The organism is Streptosporangium sp. NPDC000563, assembly GCF_040299985.1.
In the GTDB taxonomy this organism is placed as follows: Bacteria; Actinomycetota; Actinomycetes; order Streptosporangiales; family Streptosporangiaceae; genus Streptosporangium.
Map to the genome: position 1 here is coordinate 88,350 of NZ_JBEPDA010000011.1, position 17,333 is coordinate 105,682.

Genomic DNA, 17,333 nt, shown 5'->3' on the forward strand with positions numbered 1-17,333 from the left:
GGTGGTCTAGAGCCAGCCGTTGTGCCGGGCGGTGCGGGCGGCCTCGATGCGGTTGCGGGTGCCGGTCTTGCCGATCGCGGCGGACAGGTAGTTGCGCACGGTGCTCTCCGACAGGTGCAGCCGCCGTGAGATGTCGGAGATCGCCGCGCCGTCGGCCGCCGCGGCGAGCACGTCCCGTTCGCGATCGGTGAGCGGGCTGGTACCGGTGCTCAGCGCGGCGGCGGCCAGTACGGGGTCGATCACCTTCTCGCCGGCCAGGACCCGGCGGATCGCCGCGGCGAGATCCTCGACGGGACCGTCCTTGACCATGAACCCTGCGGCGCCCGCCTCCATCGCCCGCCGCAGGTAGCCCGGCCTGCCGAAGGTGGTCAGGATCAGCACTTTGCAGCCCGGCAACCCGTCCCGCAGCCCGGCCGCGGCCTCCAGGCCACTCGCCCCCGGCATCTCGATGTCCAGCAGGGCGACGTCGGGTCGCACGGTGAGCGCGACCGGCACGACCTCGTCGCCCCTGGTGACCGTGGCGACCACCTCGATGTCGTCCTCCAGGTCGAGAAGCAGGGCGAGCGCGCTGCGCATCATGCCCTGGTCCTCGGCGAGCAGCACTTTGATCATGGCAGCGTCACCCTCAGCAGGAAGCCGTCGCGGTCATGGGTCTCCAGCGTCCCGCCGAGTGCGACGACCCGCTCGGTCAGGCCGCGCAGGCCGTTGCCCGCCGGGCTCCCGCCGCGTCCCCGGCCGTCGTCACGGATCTCCAGCGTCGTTCCCTCCAGGAGGATCTCACAGGTGCCCGCGGCGCTGTGGCGGACCACGTTGGTCACCCCTTCCCGCACGGCCCAGCCCAGCAGGGCGTCGGCCTCCGGTGCCCGCCGTTCCCCGGTGACGGTGACGGTGGCGGTGATACCCGCGTCGGCCAGAGCCGTGCGCGCCGAGGCCAGCTCCGCCTCCAGCCCTCGGCCCCGATAGCCGGTGACCGCGGCCCTCACCTCGGTGAGCGCCTCCCTGCCGACGGCCTCGATGTCGGCCGCCTGCCGCGCCGCGGCCTCGGCGTCGCGGGGGGCGAGCCGTCGTACGGCCTCCGCCTTGACCACCATCACCGACAGGGTGTGCCCGAGCAGGTCGTGCAGGTCGCGGGAGAAGCGCAGCCGCTCCTCGGCCACCGCGACCCGGGCCAGCTCCTCGCGGGTCTCCTGGAGTTCGGCGATCACGGAGAACAGCTTCAGGACGACACTGACCACGAGGCCGCCGGTGGTCGTCCCCCAGCTGGCCAGGGAGATGCTCTGCCAGCTCGCACCCGCGCGCCACATCACCGCCACCAGTGCGAGTGTGAGCGCGGTGAGGATGACGTAGACGGATCGGCCGCGCAGTACGACCCCGCAGGCGATGGTCATCAGCGGCGCGAGGTAGAACCAGTTGTGCGCGAAGCCCGCCAGCAGCAGGAAGGCCACCGTGAGCAGCCCGGCCAGCGCCACGGTCGCCGCGCGCCGCCCGTTGTGGAAGGCCAGCCGGACGCACAGCACGTACAGGACGGCGAAGACGGCGACGCCCAGCGCGGCCGGCACCGTCGGCCGCACGTGGCCCGCCGCGAGGTCACTGATCGGGGGGTAGGCGAGCATCAGCCACGGGTAGAAGGCGAACTCTCCAGGTCCACCTCCCCTTCTTTGTGAACCCTCCCTCCCCGCCATCTTCTCCCGCCCCTTCCTGGCCTTTTTCCCGCCCGTCACCTCCGCAGCCTGTGGCCCCTTCACCCGCACCTCCCGGGGCCGCTCCGCCTTCCCGCTCATCGGGTCACTCCTATCACGCGGCTCATCGCACGCGCCCTGCCCGGCGGTAGCCGTACACCGCCAGGATTCCGAAGACGACCAGCCAGCCGGTCAGGATCAGCGCCGTGCCGGCCCCGGGCGTCTCGCCGAAGGCGACCTTGCGCGGCAGGTCGGCGTAGCCGAAGCTCGGCGTCCACTGCGCGACGACCCTCAGCCAGGAGGGGAAGCCCTCGGTGGGCAGCCACAGCCCTCCGACGATCGCCATCGTCATGTTGGCCGCGATGGTGAACACGGCGGCGGTCTGGCCGCTGAACAGGTAGCCGAGGGCCATGCCGAGCAGCGTGAAGGGCAGGGAACCCACCCAGAGCAGGAGCACGATCGAGATCCACTGCCAGACCTCCAGCCGTACCCCGTTGAGCAGCGCCGCCGACAGGCACGCCCCGGTGATCGCGGGCAGCACCATGAGCACGCCGGTCGCGGCCTTGCCCGCGACCACCCGTACCGGGGCGAGGGGAGTGGTCCGCAGCTGCCGCAGCCAGCCTGCGGTCCTGTCCTCGGCGATGCCGGCGCCGTTGTTGAAGGCCGAGCCGATCGCCCCGAAGGCGGCCATGTTGACCATCATGTAGAGGGCGGCCCAGACGCGGTCGTCGCCCGCCACGCCGAGGTTGGTGAAGACGAGGTACATCGTCACGGGCATCGCGAAACCCATGATCACGTATCCGGGGTCGCGGAGGATTCTGGTGACCTCCAGGCGGATGTAGCCGAACATCAGACCTGCACCTCCGACGCTTCCGTTGCCCGCTCCGTCTGGCCCGCCTGTCCTGTCAGTGCGAGGAAGGCGTCCTCGAGCGCGGCGGGGACGACCTCGAGGTCTCGTACGCCTCCCGCCGCCGCCAGTGCCACGACGGTGGCGTCGGCGTCGCGGGTACGCAGGTGGGCCCGCTCCCCTCGGATCTCGACGGAGACGACCCCGGGCAGGCGTTCCAGGAAGACGCCGTCCTCGCCGGCGGTGACGCTGACCGTGGACAGCGCGACCAGCCGCTTGATCTCCCCGCTGGTGCCGTCGGCCACGATCCGGCCTTTGTCGACCACCACGATCCGGTCGGCGTACTCGTCGGCCTCCTCCAGGTAGTGGGTGGAGAACAGGATCGTCCTGCCGCGCGCGGTGAAGGCGCGCATGCTCTCCCAGAACTCCCGCCTGGCCCGTACGTCCAGCGCCGCGGTCGGCTCGTCGAGCAGGATCAGCTCGGGGTCTCCGGCCAGCGCGAGCGCGAAGCGGACCCGCTGTGCCTGGCCGCCAGACAACCGCTCCAGCCTGCGATCGGCGAGCCCTTCCAGCCCGGCGATCGACAGCACCTCCCGCAGGGGGAGCGGCGCCCGATAGGTCCCCGAGACGAATCCGACCAGCTCGCGGACCGTGGTCCGGGAGACGAGGCCGCCCTCCTGGGGCATCGCCGCCAGCCGCCCGCTCCGGACCGCGTCCTCGGGGGTGCCCCCGAGGACGCGCACCGTCCCGGAGTCGGGGGTCAGCAACCCGAGCAGCAGCGCGATCGTGGTCGACTTTCCCGCGCCGTTGGGACCGAGGAGGGCGACGGTGCGCCCGGCGGGGATGCCGAGGCTGAGACCGTCCACGGCGCGTACCGCCCCGAAGCGTTTGGTCACGTCCTTGAGTGACACCGTGTCATTCGCGTCATTCGTGTCGTCTGTCATGTGGACGACGCTACGGAGCGTGCGTTGTTCGAGGCAGATCCATCGATCCACAGCCAGTCATGACAAATGTCCCGGTGCTCCGCCCTTCCGAGAACTCCGGGATGTCCGGCCCTCCCGGGCTCGCCGGGGCCCGGCCGGTCCGCCAGGGCATCGCGGTGGCCCTGGCGCCGTGCTCTCCGAGGTTCTCCGCCGGAGCCTGTCCCCTCTCAGCCCGCCGGCGCGGCCAGCGCGGCGGCGGTCTCCCGCGGCCTGGAGACCATCGGCCAGTGACCGGTCGGCACCGCGACGAAGCTCCACTCGGGCCCGGCGAGCGCGGCGAAGAAGGGATGACCGGAGGCGATCATGGTGTGCACCTGCTCCAGCGGGAACGAGCACGTGACAAGCGTCTTGGGCAACTCGTCCGCGCCCCCCTTGAGCATCAGGGGCTGGGTCATGGTCCCGTACGGCTGCGGGGTCGCGCGGGCGGCGAGCCACTCGCGCTCGGCCTGACCGAGTCCTTCCAGGCCGGCGCCGGCACGCTCGTGCTCCTCCCAGGAGGGGAACGGGTAGTGCACTCCCTCGCCCCGCTCGGTGACCCGCCTCTCGACGAACGCCCGCCACTCGGGCTCCTGGAGGTCCAGCTGGGACATCCCGTCCGCCATCGGTCCGCTGTCGACGTAGACGATCCGGGCGACGCGCTCGGGAATCCGGTCGGCCGCACCGGTGACCGGGGCGCCGGCCCCGCTGTGGGCGACGAGGATCACCTCGGTCAGATCCGCGAAGACGACGGTGTTGACGATGTCCTGGATGTGGGTCTCCAGGTCGACCTCGGGGCCCGCCAGGTGAACCCTGTCACCCAGGCCGGTGAGCGTGACCGGGTGGACGTCGTGTCCGGCCTCGCGCAGCGGCCCGGTGACCTTCTCCCAGGCCCACGCGCCGAGCCAGAAACCGGGGACCAGGACGTAGGTGCTCATAGTGTCTCTCCTCTGTTCGCCTGGTTTCACCCTAGGATCGAATCCGGACAGTATCCGTCCTGATTTTCGAGGGGGATTTACGGATGACCGCAGCCCGGGTGCTCGCGTTGCTGGAGTTGCTGCAGGCCACCCCCGGCCTGACCGGCTCCGACCTCGCCGCACGGCTGGAGGTGGACGAGCGCACGGTCCGCCGCTACGCGGTGAGACTGTCGGAGCTCGGGGTGCCGGTCCAGGCCGAGCGGGGCCGGTACGGCGGCTACCGGCTACTGCCCGGCTACAAGCTCCCGCCGCTCATGCTCACCGACGACGAGGCCACGGCCGTGGTGCTGGGGCTGCTGGCCGGGCGGCTGACCGGGCTGGCGGTGGGGGAGGCCGCGACCGAGAGCGCGCTGGCCAAGATCCAGAGGGTGCTCCCGCGCCCGCTGCGCGAGCGCGTCGAGGCGGTGTCGGAGACGCTGGGGCACACCGGGAACGCGGAGCCGAGGGTGAGCGCTCCGAGGGCGGGACCGCTGCTCGCCCTCGCCGGCGCCGCCCGGCGCCGGGTCACCGTCCGGCTGGCCTACCGTTCCTGGCGCGGTGACGCCTCCGAGCGCGATCTGGACCCGTACGGCATCGTCTTCCACTCCGGCCGATGGTACGTCGCCGGGCTTGACCACGGCAGCGGGGAGATCAGGACGTTCCGGGTGGATCGGGTGGCGGGCGCCGCGTGTACCGAGCGGGGCTTCCAGGTTCCCGACGGCTTCGACCCGGTGGCCCACGTGGTCGGATCGCTGTCGGCGGTGCCGTACCGGCACGAGGTCGAAGTGCTGCTGGAGACCACCCTTACGGTGGCCGCCGCGTGGATCCCCGCCGCCACGGCGACGTTGGCCGAGACCTCCGGCGGGATCTTACTGTCCACCAGGGCCGAGCGGCTGGACGGGATGGCGCGGATGCTCGCCGGCTTCGGCCGACCGTTCACCGTGATCGCCCCCGCCGAGCTGCGCGACGAGGTCAGGGCATTGGCCGCCCGCCTCGTCGCCTCCGCCGACGCCTCCCCGCCCTGAAGCGACCCGGGGACGAAGTCGTCGAGCGATGAGGAGCAAGGGTTCCTTTTTGTTGAATGTAATCCGGTTTCGATGGGCGCTTGCTCTGTCGCGCGGTGGGCGTGGCCGACACTCCAGTGTATCGAGTTTGACTTATATAAGCAGAGCCTGAAATATTTGCCGAGTACGTGTTCGATGTTCCTGGCCGCCGGGTCCGGCATCGAAGCCGTCGTCGAGCGGGACGTTCCCGTAACGGCGGACATTCTCATCCATTCCCCCTCTGATGGGAGCCCCGATGTCGCAGAAGATCACCACTTTCCTGATGTTCCAGGGCGCGGCCGAGGAAGCGATGACGTTCTACACGTCGCTCTTCGACGACGCCGAGATTCTCAACCTCCTCCGTTACGGCCCCGAGGGTCCCGGCGCGGAGGGCAGCGTGATGCACGCCACGTTCACGATGGCGGGCGGGCAGTACATGGCCATCGACAGCAACGTGGAGCACGCCTTCGGCTTCACCCCGTCGGTCTCGCTGTACGTGCAGTGCGAGTCGGACGCGGAGATCGAGCGCCTGTACGCGGCGCTGTCGGAGAACGGCGAACCGCTGATGCCGCTCGGTTCCTACGGCTTCAGCAAGCGCTTCGGCTGGACCAACGACCGCTTCGGCGTCTCCTGGCAGCTGAACCTCGCCTGATCTTCTCGCCGTGACGGATCCCGCCCCCGTCGGTGGGATCCGTCGCATGCGATGTACGTGGCCACGCGTGTTCACGGCCGTCGTCGTTCGATCGTCGTTCAGTCGCCCCGCAGGACCTCGCGCAGCCGGGGGACGAATCCCTCGGGGTCGTCGAGGAAGGCGATGTGGCCACCGGGGAAGTACGTCGGCTCCGTGCCGAGCGCGGAGGCGAGCGCTGTCGACGCGTGGTCGCAGAGCTGGCCTGCCGACTCCTTCCCGATGCCGACCACGATGCGGGGCGACCCGGCCCGCAGTGCGGCGATGTCGGGCTGCCAGCGGGTGGTTCCGCGCATCTCGTGCAGGAACCAGAAGCGCTCGTCCGCCGCCTGCTGCGGATCGGGCTCGGCCGGAGCCTGCGCGGGGCCGTCGGCGGACTCCTCGAAGTCGGGCAGCGGGATGTTCGCATTGATCATGAACTTGGTCCAGGCACCCGCGACGTCGCCGGAGACGTAGGTGGCGATGATGTCCTCGACCGCCGCGTCGCGCTCGTCGGGGTTGTCGAGCAGACGGTTCAGCGGGGGCTCGTGCGCGATCACGGTACGCACCCGCTCGGGATGGGTGACGGCGAGCGCCAGCGCGGTGACGGCGCCGCCGCTGGAGCCGAAGACCGCGGCAGGGCCGGCGTCGAGGTGGGCGAGGAGCAGGGAGAGGTCGTCGGCGCGCAGTTGCGGGGTCGAGTCCTGGCCGGGGGTGTCGAGGGAGCTTCGGTTGACGCCACGCGGGTCGGTGGTGAGCACGGTGTGGTCGGTGGCGAGCAGGCCGGCCAGCGGCGCGAAGTGATCGGCGTGCATCGGGGCGCCGACGAGCGCCACGAGAGGGCCCTGCCCCCGCACCTCGTAGTGGAGTGTGGCGCCGGGGACCTTGAGGGACCCGGTGGTGACGGTGGTGCGGCTCATCGCGATCTCCTGGAACAGTCTGGAACGGTGCTGTGGTGCTCGGTCGAAGTGAAGACTCCGAGCGTGGGGCAGAATCGTCGCTCGTGAGGGAAATTTCTTCGCGGTTCGCGGACATGACGGTGGAGGGTGCCGGGGAGGCCGATCCGGCGCGGACGCGTGCCCGGGACGAGGACCTCGCCCCGAGCCGCGACGGGGGCAGCGATCCGGCTCGCGGCGGGGACACCGACGGGGACACCGACGGGGACATCGACGGGGACACCGACCTGGTCCGGGCGCGTGCCGGGGACGACGCGGCGTTCACCCGTCTCGTGGAGCCGTTGCGCCGCGAACTGCACGCCCACTGCTACCGCATGCTCGGCTCCACCCACGACGCCGACGACGCCCTGCAGGACGCCCTGCTGCGTGCCTGGCGGGGACTCGCTCGCTTCGAGGGCCGAAGCTCGCTGCGCTCGTGGCTCTACACCGTGGCCACCCGCACCTGCCTGGACATCGTCGGCGCCCGGGGCAGGCGGGCACTGCCCGTCGACCTCGGCCCCGCCAGCGACCGCGCCGTGCTCGGCGACCCCCCGCTGACCGACGTCGCCTGGCTGAGCCCCTACCCCGACGCCGGTCTCACCGACGCCCCCGTGGGCCCGGACACCCGCTACGAGCAGCGCGAAGCCGTCGAGCTCGCCTTCGTCGCGGCCCTGCAGCACCTGCCGGGCAACCAGCGGGCGGCACTGCTGCTGTTCGAGGTCCTCGGCTTCTCCGCCGCGGAGATCGCCCTCACGATGGACACCACCACCACGTCGGTGAACAGCGCCCTGGCGCGAGCGCGCAGGGTCGTCGCGGACAAGGTCTTCCCCCGCACGCAGCAGCCGACATTGCGGAAGATCGGCGACGCCCGCGTACGGGAGATCGTCGCCGACTACTCCTCCGCGCTGGAACGCGGCGACACCGACGCCCTGGTCGCGCTGCTGACCGAGGACGTCACCTGGTCGATGCCGCCGATGGCGCACTGGTACCGCGGTCTGGAGGCGGTCACCGACTTCGCCGTACGGGTCCCGCTGACGACGTGCGGAAGCTGGCGGCACCTCCCGGTCGGCGCGAACGGCCAGCCGGGAGTGGGCTGCTACCTCTGGGACGAGGGCGCCGCCGCGCACCTCGCCTGGTCGATCAACGTGTTCACTCTGCGCGGCGATCGGATCGCCGACATCACCTCGTTCGTCGACCCCGGCCACTTCGCCGCCTTCGGGCTGCCCGCGTCACTGCCCTGAGCCCGGAGCAGGCCGAGGAGCCGGTCCCCCCCGCCGGGACGACGCACGCCCGTCGGCACCGCGGCATCGGCCGATCAGTCGGCGCGTCACGGGAGGCCGGCCCGGACTCGCGACCAGGACTCGGGCACCTCATCTCAGGGCGGCACGGGGTCCGCCGCTCCGCCCGGGGTCAGCTGAACCGCCGGTCGAGGTGGAACGTCACCTCGGCGCCGGCCTGGTCCTTGCCGATGAGCTTGCACAGCGCGGCCCTGATGGGAAGCCAGTGCGGACCGTCGCCCGACGGCATGAGGGTGGCGGTGAACGGGTGGCCGTCGATCGTCCCGCCGACCTTCACAGCCCGCCTCGTGCCGAGGAGTTGGGCGGAGTCCGGCACGGTCACGAAGGTGGCGAAGGCTCCGTCCTTCTCGATGGGCGCGGTGAAGGCGTGGTCGAGCGGTTGTGCGGGCTTCTGCGCGGACATCTTCGTCTCCTGACGTCGTCTTGAGTCACCGGAAGTCATCGGGAAAGCCGTCTGCCGATGAGGTGTCGCCACCGGGCCGGAGGTTTTGGCGCCGGTGGAAGAGGTGACTCCCGCGACGGGATGGAATCGTCGCTCATGGGCGAGAATCGTCCGCGGACCGTCGGCGGACATCGCGCCAAACCGTGATCGGGTGTCGGGGTGGAACCCCCGACACCCGATCACGGTCTCACGCCCTCGGCTACTGGACCGACCGCCCACCCGGGTGGGCGGGCTCCGCCTCCGGCACCCTGACCTCGGGCTGCCCGGAGTGTTTCCTCGCCTCCTTCGCCGCTCGTGTCGCCTTGATCGTGGCCTTCTTGCTCTTCCCCGAGCTCTTCGCGGCCTTGTTCCTGGAATCCTTGGCTTCCTTGGCGTCCGTCATCGTTTCCCCCGTTGTGCTTGATGGACGATGCCTTCGATTAGGCATTCAAGGCGGTTTAATACCCTTTACCGGCATCAATCATCCACGTTCGGTGTCCCACCGGACACGGAGCGTGTCCGGATGTCGTGGTGGGGCCCGCGGGATGCCGGGTCGTATGTCGAAGTCCCGTGCTCCGGCCGCCGTGCCCGCTCGCCGCGCACCGGGCCGGAAATCCGGTTGCGGTCCCATCCGGCCGTACCCGACCATGAACGCATGTTCCGGCACGCCACCCTCGCGACGCCCGCCACCGCGGGCGCGCCGGAGCGTGCCCCGATGTCCGCCGCACCGCGGCTCGACGGCGCGGAGCGCTGACCCCTTCCCGTGAGTCCCGGGTGACCCGGCGGGGAGGGGTCGGCCGAGCACGGGTCGCCACCACAGGCGAGCATCAAGGGAAAGAACAGTCATGGCCAAGCAGGCCTACGTGCGGAACAAGCCGCACCTCAACATCGGCACGATGGGACACGTCGACCACGGCAAGACCACGCTCACCGCGGCCATCACCAAGGTGCTCAGCGAGCGGGGCGGCGCGAGGTACGTGCCGTTCGACCGGATCGACCGCGCTCCCGAGGAGGCGACGCGGGGCATCACGATCAACATCTCCCACGTCGAGTACGAGACGGCCACGCGGCACTACGCGCACGTGGACATGCCGGGCCACGCCGACTACGTGAAGAACATGATCACGGGAGCGGCGCAGCTCGACGGGGCGATCCTGGTGGTGTCCGCGCTGGACGGAATCATGCCGCAGACCCGCGAGCACGTGCTGCTCGCGCGGCGGGTGGGTGTCGAGCACGTCGTGGTCGCGCTCAACAAGTCCGACGGGGCCGACCCGGAGCTGGCCGACCTCGTCGAGCTGGAGCTGCGGGACCTGCTCGCCGAGCACGGCTACCTGGACGTGCCCGTCGTCAGGGTCTCCGGGCTGCGGGCACTGGAGGGAGACCCGGAGTGGACGGCGTCGGTCGAGGCACTGCTCCAGGCGGTCGACGACCACGTCCCGCTGCCGGTCCGCTACACCGACGCCCCGTTCCTGCTCCCGGTGGAGAACGTGCTCACCGTCACCGGGCGGGGCACGGTCGTCACCGGGGCGATCGAGCGCGGAACGGTCAAGGTCGGCGACAGCGTCCAGGCCGTCGGGCTCGGCGAGGGTTTCACCGCCGTCGTCACCGGGGTCGAGACCTTCGGCAAGACCATGGAGCGGGGCGAGGCCGGTGACAACGCCGCGCTTCTGCTGCGCGGGGTCCGGCGCGAGCAGGTACGGCGCGGTCAGGTGCTGGCCGCACCCGGCTCCCAGAGCGCCCACCGCGCCTTCACCGCCCGCGTCTACCTCCTGACCGGGCAGGAGGGCGGGCGCAGTGGCGCCGTGGCGACGGGTTACCGGCCGCAGTTCTACCTGCGGACGACCGACGTACCGGGCCGGATGGACCTGGGGGACGCCGGCCTCGCGCTGCCCGGTGAGACGGTCGAGGTGACCGTGGAGCTCGGCAGGCCGGTGGCGCTGGAGGCCGGTCTCGGCTTCGCGATCCGTGAGGGCGGCAAGACGGTCGGCGCGGGAACGGTGACGGCCCCGCTCGACTGAACCGGGCTCGGCGCGATCCGGCACGGCCCGCGTCGGGCGGCCGTTCGACGCGGGCCGTGCCGGTGATGTCCCCGCACCGCGTGACGATCCGGCACGAAGATCGCCACCCTTCTCGCGAGGTCGGTGGGAGGCCCGGCCAAGCGCTCTCGCTCACCGGCGCACCATCCTCGCCGCCGGGGACGTGGACGCGGCGTCAAGCGGCCCGCCGGGTGATGCGAAGGAGAAGGTCAGGGCGGTGGAATGTCGAGATCGCGGAGAAGGCTGGGAATCGCCCGACACCTCTGCGGGCGCCGTATCGCCCCCGTGAGAGGGCATGATCGCGTGCTCAGATTGCGTCCACGAAAAGAACGGGTAAATCGAAGCTCTCGGAAAGGATAATGATCTTCACGATTGGGCAGAACGTCCGCACACGGCTTGCGTTCCGGGGAGGTGATGCATGGCCTGGTCACAAGACGAGGAGCGCATGCTGCTGCAGATCGAGCGGCACCTCATCGACGAGGATCCACGACTCGCCGCGCGGCTGGAGTCGTTCAACGAGCGCGTCCAGCGCAAGGAGGGCGGCGGCCGCAGGCGTGGCGCGAGGAAAGGGCGGAGGCGGTCCTCCTGGCGTCTCCGCCGCTCGACGGTGATCATCATGTTCAGCTGGCTGCTGATCGCGACACTGATCGCCACGCTTCTCATCATGGTGCTACGTCACGAGGCGGTCGCGGCGCTCCCGTTGTGATGGTGGTCGCCACCTTCGTCCGCCGGTCGATGTCGCGATCGCCCGAACGCTCGGAGCACTCCGGGCGTTCGGAGCGAAGACGGCGGGCGGCGCGTAGGCCCGGTCGGCGGCCGGTCGCGGCGTGTGCTCAAGCGGCGGGTTCGCGAAGGCGGAGTACGGCTCCGGCGGGTAGGCGCGAACGGCCGGATCGGCGGCGCTGCCGGGCGGGGTGCGGCCGGAGGTCCGGCAACGGACGGCTCGCGCGAGATCAGCCGAGAGCGCGCAGGAAGTCGGCGGCCACCGGGGCGGCGACCGCGCCGCCGCCCGAGCCCTCCTCGACGATCACCGCGAAGGCGACCTCGCCGCGGAAACCCATGAACCAGGCATGCGTCTTCAGGTCGCCCCGCTCGCCGTACTCGGCGGTCCCGGTCTTTCCCCGGGTGCCCCGGGGCAGGCCCGCGTCCTTGGCGGTGCCCTTGGTGACGACCGCGGACATCATCTGATGCATGCTCGGCATGACCTCCTCGGGAAGGGCCTGCGGCTGCACTTCCTGCTTGATCGAGGGGACCAGGGTCGGCGGACGCCAGGTGCCGTCGGCGAGCGCGGCGGCGACCGAGGCCATCATCAGCGGGCTGGCGGTGATCCGGCCCTGGCCGAACGACTCCGCGGCCAGTTCGGCGTCGCTCTCGGCCTTGGGAAAGCTGCCCTTGGCGGCCGCGACGCCGATGTTGAGCGGCTTGTTGAAACCGAACAGCTCCGCGGTGCTCAGCAACTTGTCGGCGCTCAGCCGCTCCTTGGTCAGCGGGGCGATGGTGGTGTTGCAGGAGTAGGCGAAGGAGTCGGACAGCGACACCGAACCGTAGGCGGCGTGGTTGGAGTTGCGGATCGGCAGACCGCCGACCGTGACGTCCTTGGGGCAGGTGACCCGGTCGCGAGGGCTCATTCCCTCGGCCAGCAGTCCCACGGCGGTGACCGCCTTGAACGTCGAGCCGGGAGGGTAGTTGCCGTCCAGGGCACGGTTGAAGCCGCCCACGTTGTTCACCACCGCGAGGATCTCGCCGGAGGAGGGTCTGATCGCGACCAGCGCGGCGGTCTTCTTCAGGTCGCGGACCGCTTCGACGGCGGCCCGCTGGACCCGCGTGTCCAGGCTGGTCTCCAGATCCTCGCCCGCCTCGCCCTTGATCGTGTCGAGCGCCTTGACCGTCTTCTTGTCCGGGCCGACGAGTTCGATCTCGGTGTCCGGGGTGCCGGCCAGGCGCTTCTGGAAGGTGTGCTGCAGTCCGCTCGCGCCGACCGCGTCGCCCACCTTGTAGGGCACGCCCAGCTTCGCGACGCTCTTCGCGGTGGCCTTCTCCAGGTAGCCGACGATCTGCTGCACCGAGCCGCCCGCGTCGGAGCCGTCGATGCGCCCGCCGTTCGCCGAGGTGATCGCGGCTCGCTCCGGCCACTTCGTCTTCAGCGCGAAGGCGGTGTTCGCGGTCAGGTCGGGGTGGACGGCCTTGGGCGACCACCTGACCCGCCAGTGCCGGTCGACGACCGCGAGGTCGACGCTGCCGGAGTAACTCCACTCGCCGATGTCCTTGAGCTTCAGGGTGGCGGTGTATGCGGCCTGTCCCGTGCCGTCCCCGGTCTCGCGTACCCCGTCGAGCCGCACCGCGGTGCTCTGCACCGCCAGGGCCTTGCGCATGTTCTCGTACACCGCGGGGAACGCCGGGTCCGGCGCTCCCAGCTCGGCGCGCATGCCCGCCAGGTCGCCGCGCTGCCAGGCGCCGACGAACCGCTCCGCGGTCTCCTGGGGGGTTCCCCTGGTGTGCAGGTACCACCAGGCGCCGCCCCCCGCGGCCCCCGCCACCAGGACGACGGCTGCCGACGTGATCGCGATCGTTCTGCCCCGTGCCACCTGATCCCCCCAGATCTTTTCGCCCAAGGGCCGCAGCCTAGCGTGCGCTAACGCGACATATACCCATAAAAGATCATTTGGTCTGTGAACGGCTGGGTGCGTAGCTTGCCGCGTACTCTTGGCCGGAAAGCTCCTGGATCGCGAACATGATCTCGTCGGTCACCCTGCGCCGGTCACGCGCGCTCGTCTCCGAGCCGCTGAAGGTCATCGGCTTGCCGATGCGTACCTTCACCCGGCCCAGCCTGGGTCTGGCCGCTCCGATCGGCAGAACCTCCCCGGTGCCCTCCATCGCCACCGGGACCACCGGCGCGCCGGTGGCCAGGGCCAGCCAGGCGACGCCGACCTTGCCCCGGTAGAGGCGTCCGTCGGGGGAGCGGGTGCCCTCCGGATAGATGCCGAACAGCTCACCCTTCCTGAGCACCTCCGCCGCCGCGTCCAGCATGTCCTGGGCCGAGGTGGGGCTCTGCCGGTCGATGCTGATCTGGCCGGTGGCGCGCATCCACATGGCGGTGACGGGATTGCCGGTGAAGTACTCGGCCTTGGCGACGAAGCGCACCTGGCGCTTGAGCACCAGCGGCAGGAAGGTCGAGTCGAGGATCGACAGATGGTTGGAGGCCATGATGGCCGGACCCGAGACGGGGACGTGCTCGTGTCCGGTGACCGTGGTCGGCCAGAGCAGGTGCAGCATCGGAGCGCTGACGATCTTGGTCAGGCGATAGAGCACGGGCTCTCCTCATGGGACGGGTTACCCAACACTAGGCGGTGGCCCGACGGTCAACGGTTGTACGCACCCACACAAGCGGAGCTCACAGGTTTGTAGCCCTCCTCCAACACCGTCGTGCCTTTCCGTGACGAGTCCGACGAAACCGCTCACCAGGCGCGAAGGGAGCAGGCGGGAAAAGAAACGCCCCGCGGGCCGGAGGGGCCCGCGGGGCGTGACGTTTGGTGCCGATGTGGCGGTCGCCTCCTCGGCGAGAGGCACAACACGGCTCCAGCCGAACGGTATTCCGTGAAGGCGGTAATTTGCGGCCCGGGGGACACAAACCACATCGGCACGATCACTCTAACCGACGTCTGCCGCTGGTTATTCCGCTTTGAGGCCACCGGCGTGTCCCACGCGGCCGCGGGCCTCGAAGATCCGCAGGTCAAAGCTCCTCGAGGCTCTTCCTGAGCGGGGTGATACTTTCCCGGCCGGACGGCCTGCCGGGCACTCCGCTCAGGCGGGGGCGCTCAGGGACGGCACCGCCTCGGGCAAGGGAGCCACGGCCGTCTCCGATCCCACGAGGATGGCCGAACGGGGGGTCCGCTCACGCACGTCCTCGCTGCGGATCGCCATCACGGCGGGCGGGCTGCCCAGGTCGCCGTACCGGGCGGCGACGGCCGCGGTGATCGCCCGGCCCGCGTCGGCGACCGTCTCCCTCGCCGAACCCGGTGGGCGCGCCACCGACAGATGGCCCAGCAGCGCCGCGAACCGCAACTCCTCGGCCGCCGCGTGGGGGAGCCCGTCGTCGGACGGCGGCAGCGGCCGGTCCAGCCAGAACACCCCGCCACGCAGGAGCGCGGGATATGTCGCCTCGTCCCGCTGGAGCGTGAGCACGGAATCAGCCAGCAGGCGCCCGAACTCCTTCAGGTCGGTATCGGGCGGCAGATCGGTCGTGACCAGCAGCGAAACCCGCAGTGCGTCCACCATGAGCGGCTATCCCTCCTTGAGGTGGCTCATAGTAGGGGTCGCCACCGACAGTTACGGCGCGCCCGGTGAAACGTGTCGGGATCAGATCTCGGCCACGGTGCCGTGAGAGGGGGTGCCGGCGGCGGCCGTGCCGGCCCCCGGACGGACGCGGACCGGTCTTCGACGGGCCTTCGACCGGGCGAGAACCGGTGCGGACCGGCTTTCGCCCGGTCCGTGGCCGAGGGCCGGACGAGGGGGGCCGTTCTCCGGAGGCGGACCTTCGCCGGTGGTCAGAGAGGCTTGGGCGCGGGAAGGGTGATCCTGTCGACGGCCTCGCGGCGACGCCGTTCCGGGCGGCGGTCGTAGCGCGCGGTGGTGGCGGGGGAGGAGTGGCCGACGAGAGCCTGCGCGGTGGCCAGGTCCACCCCGGCGTCGAGCAACTCGCCGATGAAGGTGCGCCGGAAGTCGTGCGGGGTGCGCGCCGAGGCCCCCGCCTCGGCCAGGCGCCTGGCCAGGATGTCGGCGACGGCCTGCCCCGTCATGGGGGCGGGCCCGCCGTTCCTGGTCCGCAGTCGCCCGAGCCTGCTGATGGGGCAGAACAGGGCGCCGGCGGGGCGGCCTCGCACCGCGAGCCAGCGTTCCATCCTGGCGAGGGCCTCCGTGGTCAGGTAGACCAGCCGCTCCTTGTCGCGCTTGCCGCGCACCCGCAGCGAGCGCGACCCGGGGTCGTAGTCGGTGAGCGCGAGCCCGGCGATCTCGGCGCGGCGGCAACCGGTGGAGTAGAGCGCCGCGAGCAGGGCGGCGTCGCGGACCCCCGCCGGTGAGTCGTCGCGGTCGCACGCGGCGAGCGCGGCGCCCACCACCTCGGGCGGCACGTGCCGGCCCGCGGGCAGGCGGGTGTGCTCGACGGTCGGCAGGTCGGCGGCGCGCTGGTATTCCTCGGCGGTCATCAGGCCGAGCCGCCAGGCCTCGCGCAGCACCCTGCGCAGCGCGACCAGGTGCTTGTTGACGTACGACGGAGACCAGCCGCGCTCGGTCATCAGGGCGCGGATGCGCACGGTGTGCTCGTAGCGCAGCAGGTGCCAGGGCTGACCGGCGCCCGAGGAGACCTCGTCGCCGGAGACGAGCGCGGCGAGCCTGTCGAGGCAGCCGCGCATGGTGCGGCGGGACTCCGCGCTGGTCAGGGAGTCGAGATACACCCGATAGGGATCTCGCGCGGGCTCGATGGACGGGCCGGGCGAGGCGGGGACGGCTGGCACGCTCACCATGCGGATCCTAGCGGCCGCCTGTCGGAATCTACGCTGTAAAGGAGTCGAGATGAAACAGGAACCCGCAGACCGTGTCCAGGCCCATGGGCATGTCGAGGGCGATGAGTGTGTGGTTGGCTGTTCGCAATGAACATTTCATCACGGGCTTCCGCCTATCTCAGGGCGTACGACGAGCAGCTGCGGGCCAGGCCGATGCCGGGTCGCACTGCCGAGCGGATCGGGCCGCTGCTGAGGACCGTGTCGAACGGTCACGGCCAGGGTTTCCTGACATATCGGGACCTGGGTGGTCTGGCGGGCGCCGAACTGGACGCCTTCATCGCGAGGCAGCGGGACTTCTTCACCCGGGTCGGACGCGAGGTCGAGTGGAAGTACCACGGCTACGACCTGCCCGCGGACCTGCCCGAGCGGCTCGCGGCGGCCGGGTTCGAGCCGGGGGAACGGGAGACGGTGTTCGTCGGCGAGGCCGGTGAGCTGGCCGACACCAAGGCGGCGCCCGCGGGGATACGGCTGCGCGAGGTGACGGGGCGGGACGACCTGGAGCGCATCCGCGAGCTGGAGGAGACGGTCTGGGACGCGGACCACGGCTGGCTGCCCGGCATGCTGGAGCGCGACCTCGCCGGGCCCGGGGATCCGTGCGCGGTGGTGGTCGCCGAGGCGGACGGACAGGTGGTGTGCGCGGCGTGGGCGCGCTTTCACGAGGGCACCGACTTCGCCTCGCTCTGGGGCGGCTCGACCCTGAAGGAGTGGCGGGGCAGGGGCGTTTACCGGGCGATGGTGTCGTACCGGGCGGAGCTGGCGGTGGCGCGGGGCTTCCGTCTGGTGCAGGTGGACGCCTCCGGCGACAGCTGCCCGATCCTCGCCAGGCTGGGCCTGGAGGCGATCACGACGACGACGCCGTACGTGTGGGTGCCGCCGACCCTCTGATCACCCGGGATGTTTTGTCGGATGCCGGCGATATCCTGGCGCGGAT

18 protein-coding genes are annotated in these 17,333 nt (G+C 71.0%); 6 read left to right on the forward strand and 12 right to left on the reverse strand.

All coding sequences use genetic code 11. The features are described 5' to 3' along the window. Positions 1-6 precede the first annotated feature (6 nt). From ABT352_RS24290 to ABT352_RS24310, 5 genes are all read right to left on the reverse strand, one after another. The gene (locus tag ABT352_RS24290) at positions 7-612 is read right to left on the reverse strand and encodes a response regulator (protein WP_350947199.1); all 606 of its coding nucleotides are present in this window, start codon (positions 610-612) and stop codon (positions 7-9) included. Further along, a complete protein-coding gene (locus ABT352_RS24295) occupies positions 609-1,781 on the reverse strand; it encodes a sensor histidine kinase (protein ID WP_350947200.1) in 1,173 nt (390 codons plus the stop codon). Before ABT352_RS24295 ends, ABT352_RS24290 begins: the two co-directional genes overlap by 4 nt. 22 nt (positions 1,782-1,803) lie before the next feature. Beyond that, on the reverse strand, positions 1,804-2,529 hold the full coding sequence (locus ABT352_RS24300; protein WP_350947201.1) for an ABC transporter permease: 726 nt from the start codon (positions 2,527-2,529) through the stop codon (positions 1,804-1,806). Beyond that, a complete protein-coding gene (locus tag ABT352_RS24305; RefSeq protein WP_350947202.1) occupies positions 2,529-3,470 on the reverse strand; it encodes an ABC transporter ATP-binding protein in 942 nt (313 codons plus the stop codon). The genes ABT352_RS24300 and ABT352_RS24305 overlap by 1 nt, the downstream gene beginning before the upstream one ends. A gap of 206 nt (positions 3,471-3,676) precedes the next feature. Next, the gene (locus ABT352_RS24310) at positions 3,677-4,423 is read right to left on the reverse strand and encodes an alpha/beta fold hydrolase (protein WP_350947203.1); all 747 of its coding nucleotides are present in this window, start codon (positions 4,421-4,423) and stop codon (positions 3,677-3,679) included. Between the two features lie 83 nt (positions 4,424-4,506). Between ABT352_RS24310 and ABT352_RS24315 the strand changes: the two genes are divergently transcribed. Next, positions 4,507-5,466 carry a helix-turn-helix transcriptional regulator gene (locus ABT352_RS24315; protein WP_350947204.1) on the forward strand — a complete coding sequence of 320 codons (960 nt, stop codon included), beginning with the start codon at positions 4,507-4,509 and terminating at the stop codon, positions 5,464-5,466. A gap of 274 nt (positions 5,467-5,740) precedes the next feature. Further along, positions 5,741-6,136, forward strand: a complete 396-nt coding sequence (locus ABT352_RS24320; RefSeq protein ID WP_350947205.1) for a VOC family protein — start codon at positions 5,741-5,743, stop codon at positions 6,134-6,136. 98 nt (positions 6,137-6,234) lie between these two features. Here ABT352_RS24320 and ABT352_RS24325 read toward each other — a convergent pair whose 3' ends face one another. After that, the gene (locus ABT352_RS24325; RefSeq protein ID WP_350947206.1) at positions 6,235-7,071 is read right to left on the reverse strand and encodes an alpha/beta fold hydrolase; all 837 of its coding nucleotides are present in this window, start codon (positions 7,069-7,071) and stop codon (positions 6,235-6,237) included. Between the two features lie 83 nt (positions 7,072-7,154). Between ABT352_RS24325 and ABT352_RS24330 the strand changes: the two genes are divergently transcribed. Then, positions 7,155-8,327, forward strand: coding sequence for a sigma-70 family RNA polymerase sigma factor (locus ABT352_RS24330; protein ID WP_350947207.1), 1,173 nt, complete (start codon positions 7,155-7,157; stop codon positions 8,325-8,327). A 169-nt stretch (positions 8,328-8,496) separates the two neighbouring features. On the opposite strand, the gene ABT352_RS24335 is transcribed toward ABT352_RS24330, so the two are convergent. Further along, complete coding sequence (locus ABT352_RS24335; protein WP_350947208.1) at positions 8,497-8,787, reverse strand: DUF1905 domain-containing protein; 291 nt, start codon at positions 8,785-8,787, stop codon at positions 8,497-8,499. Between the two features lie 238 nt (positions 8,788-9,025). Further along, positions 9,026-9,208: a hypothetical protein gene (locus ABT352_RS24340; RefSeq protein ID WP_350947209.1), complete on the reverse strand. Its 183-nt coding sequence runs from the start codon at positions 9,206-9,208 to the stop codon at positions 9,026-9,028. Between the two features lie 442 nt (positions 9,209-9,650). Between ABT352_RS24340 and tuf the strand changes: the two genes are divergently transcribed. Together tuf and ABT352_RS24350 are read left to right on the forward strand one after the other, a co-directional pair. Continuing rightward, entirely contained in the window at positions 9,651-10,823 is a 1,173-nt protein-coding gene (tuf, locus tag ABT352_RS24345; RefSeq protein ID WP_350947210.1) for an elongation factor Tu, read from the forward strand. A gap of 436 nt (positions 10,824-11,259) precedes the next feature. Further along, positions 11,260-11,547: a DUF3040 domain-containing protein gene (locus ABT352_RS24350; protein ID WP_350947211.1), complete on the forward strand. Its 288-nt coding sequence runs from the start codon at positions 11,260-11,262 to the stop codon at positions 11,545-11,547. Positions 11,548-11,794: 247 nt separating this feature from the next. Here ABT352_RS24350 and ABT352_RS24355 read toward each other — a convergent pair whose 3' ends face one another. The 4 genes from ABT352_RS24355 to ABT352_RS24370 all read right to left on the reverse strand — a co-directional run bounded on the left by ABT352_RS24355 (position 11,795) and on the right by ABT352_RS24370 (position 16,360). Beyond that, entirely contained in the window at positions 11,795-13,453 is a 1,659-nt protein-coding gene (locus tag ABT352_RS24355; RefSeq protein WP_350947212.1) for a penicillin-binding transpeptidase domain-containing protein, read from the reverse strand. Between the two features lie 46 nt (positions 13,454-13,499). After that, complete coding sequence (locus ABT352_RS24360) at positions 13,500-14,150, reverse strand: lysophospholipid acyltransferase family protein (protein ID WP_350947213.1); 651 nt, start codon at positions 14,148-14,150, stop codon at positions 13,500-13,502. 492 nt (positions 14,151-14,642) lie between these two features. Next, positions 14,643-15,116 (reverse strand): hypothetical protein, encoded by a 474-nt coding sequence (locus tag ABT352_RS24365; RefSeq protein WP_350947214.1) that lies wholly within the window; start codon positions 15,114-15,116, stop codon positions 14,643-14,645. 269 nt (positions 15,117-15,385) lie between these two features. Next, positions 15,386-16,360 carry a tyrosine-type recombinase/integrase gene (locus ABT352_RS24370; protein ID WP_350947215.1) on the reverse strand — a complete coding sequence of 325 codons (975 nt, stop codon included), beginning with the start codon at positions 16,358-16,360 and terminating at the stop codon, positions 15,386-15,388. A 129-nt stretch (positions 16,361-16,489) separates the two neighbouring features. On the opposite strand from ABT352_RS24370, the gene ABT352_RS24375 reads away from it, so the two are divergent. After that, positions 16,490-17,287 (forward strand): GNAT family N-acetyltransferase, encoded by a 798-nt coding sequence (locus tag ABT352_RS24375; protein WP_350947216.1) that lies wholly within the window; start codon positions 16,490-16,492, stop codon positions 17,285-17,287. Positions 17,288-17,333: the final 46 nt, after the last annotated feature.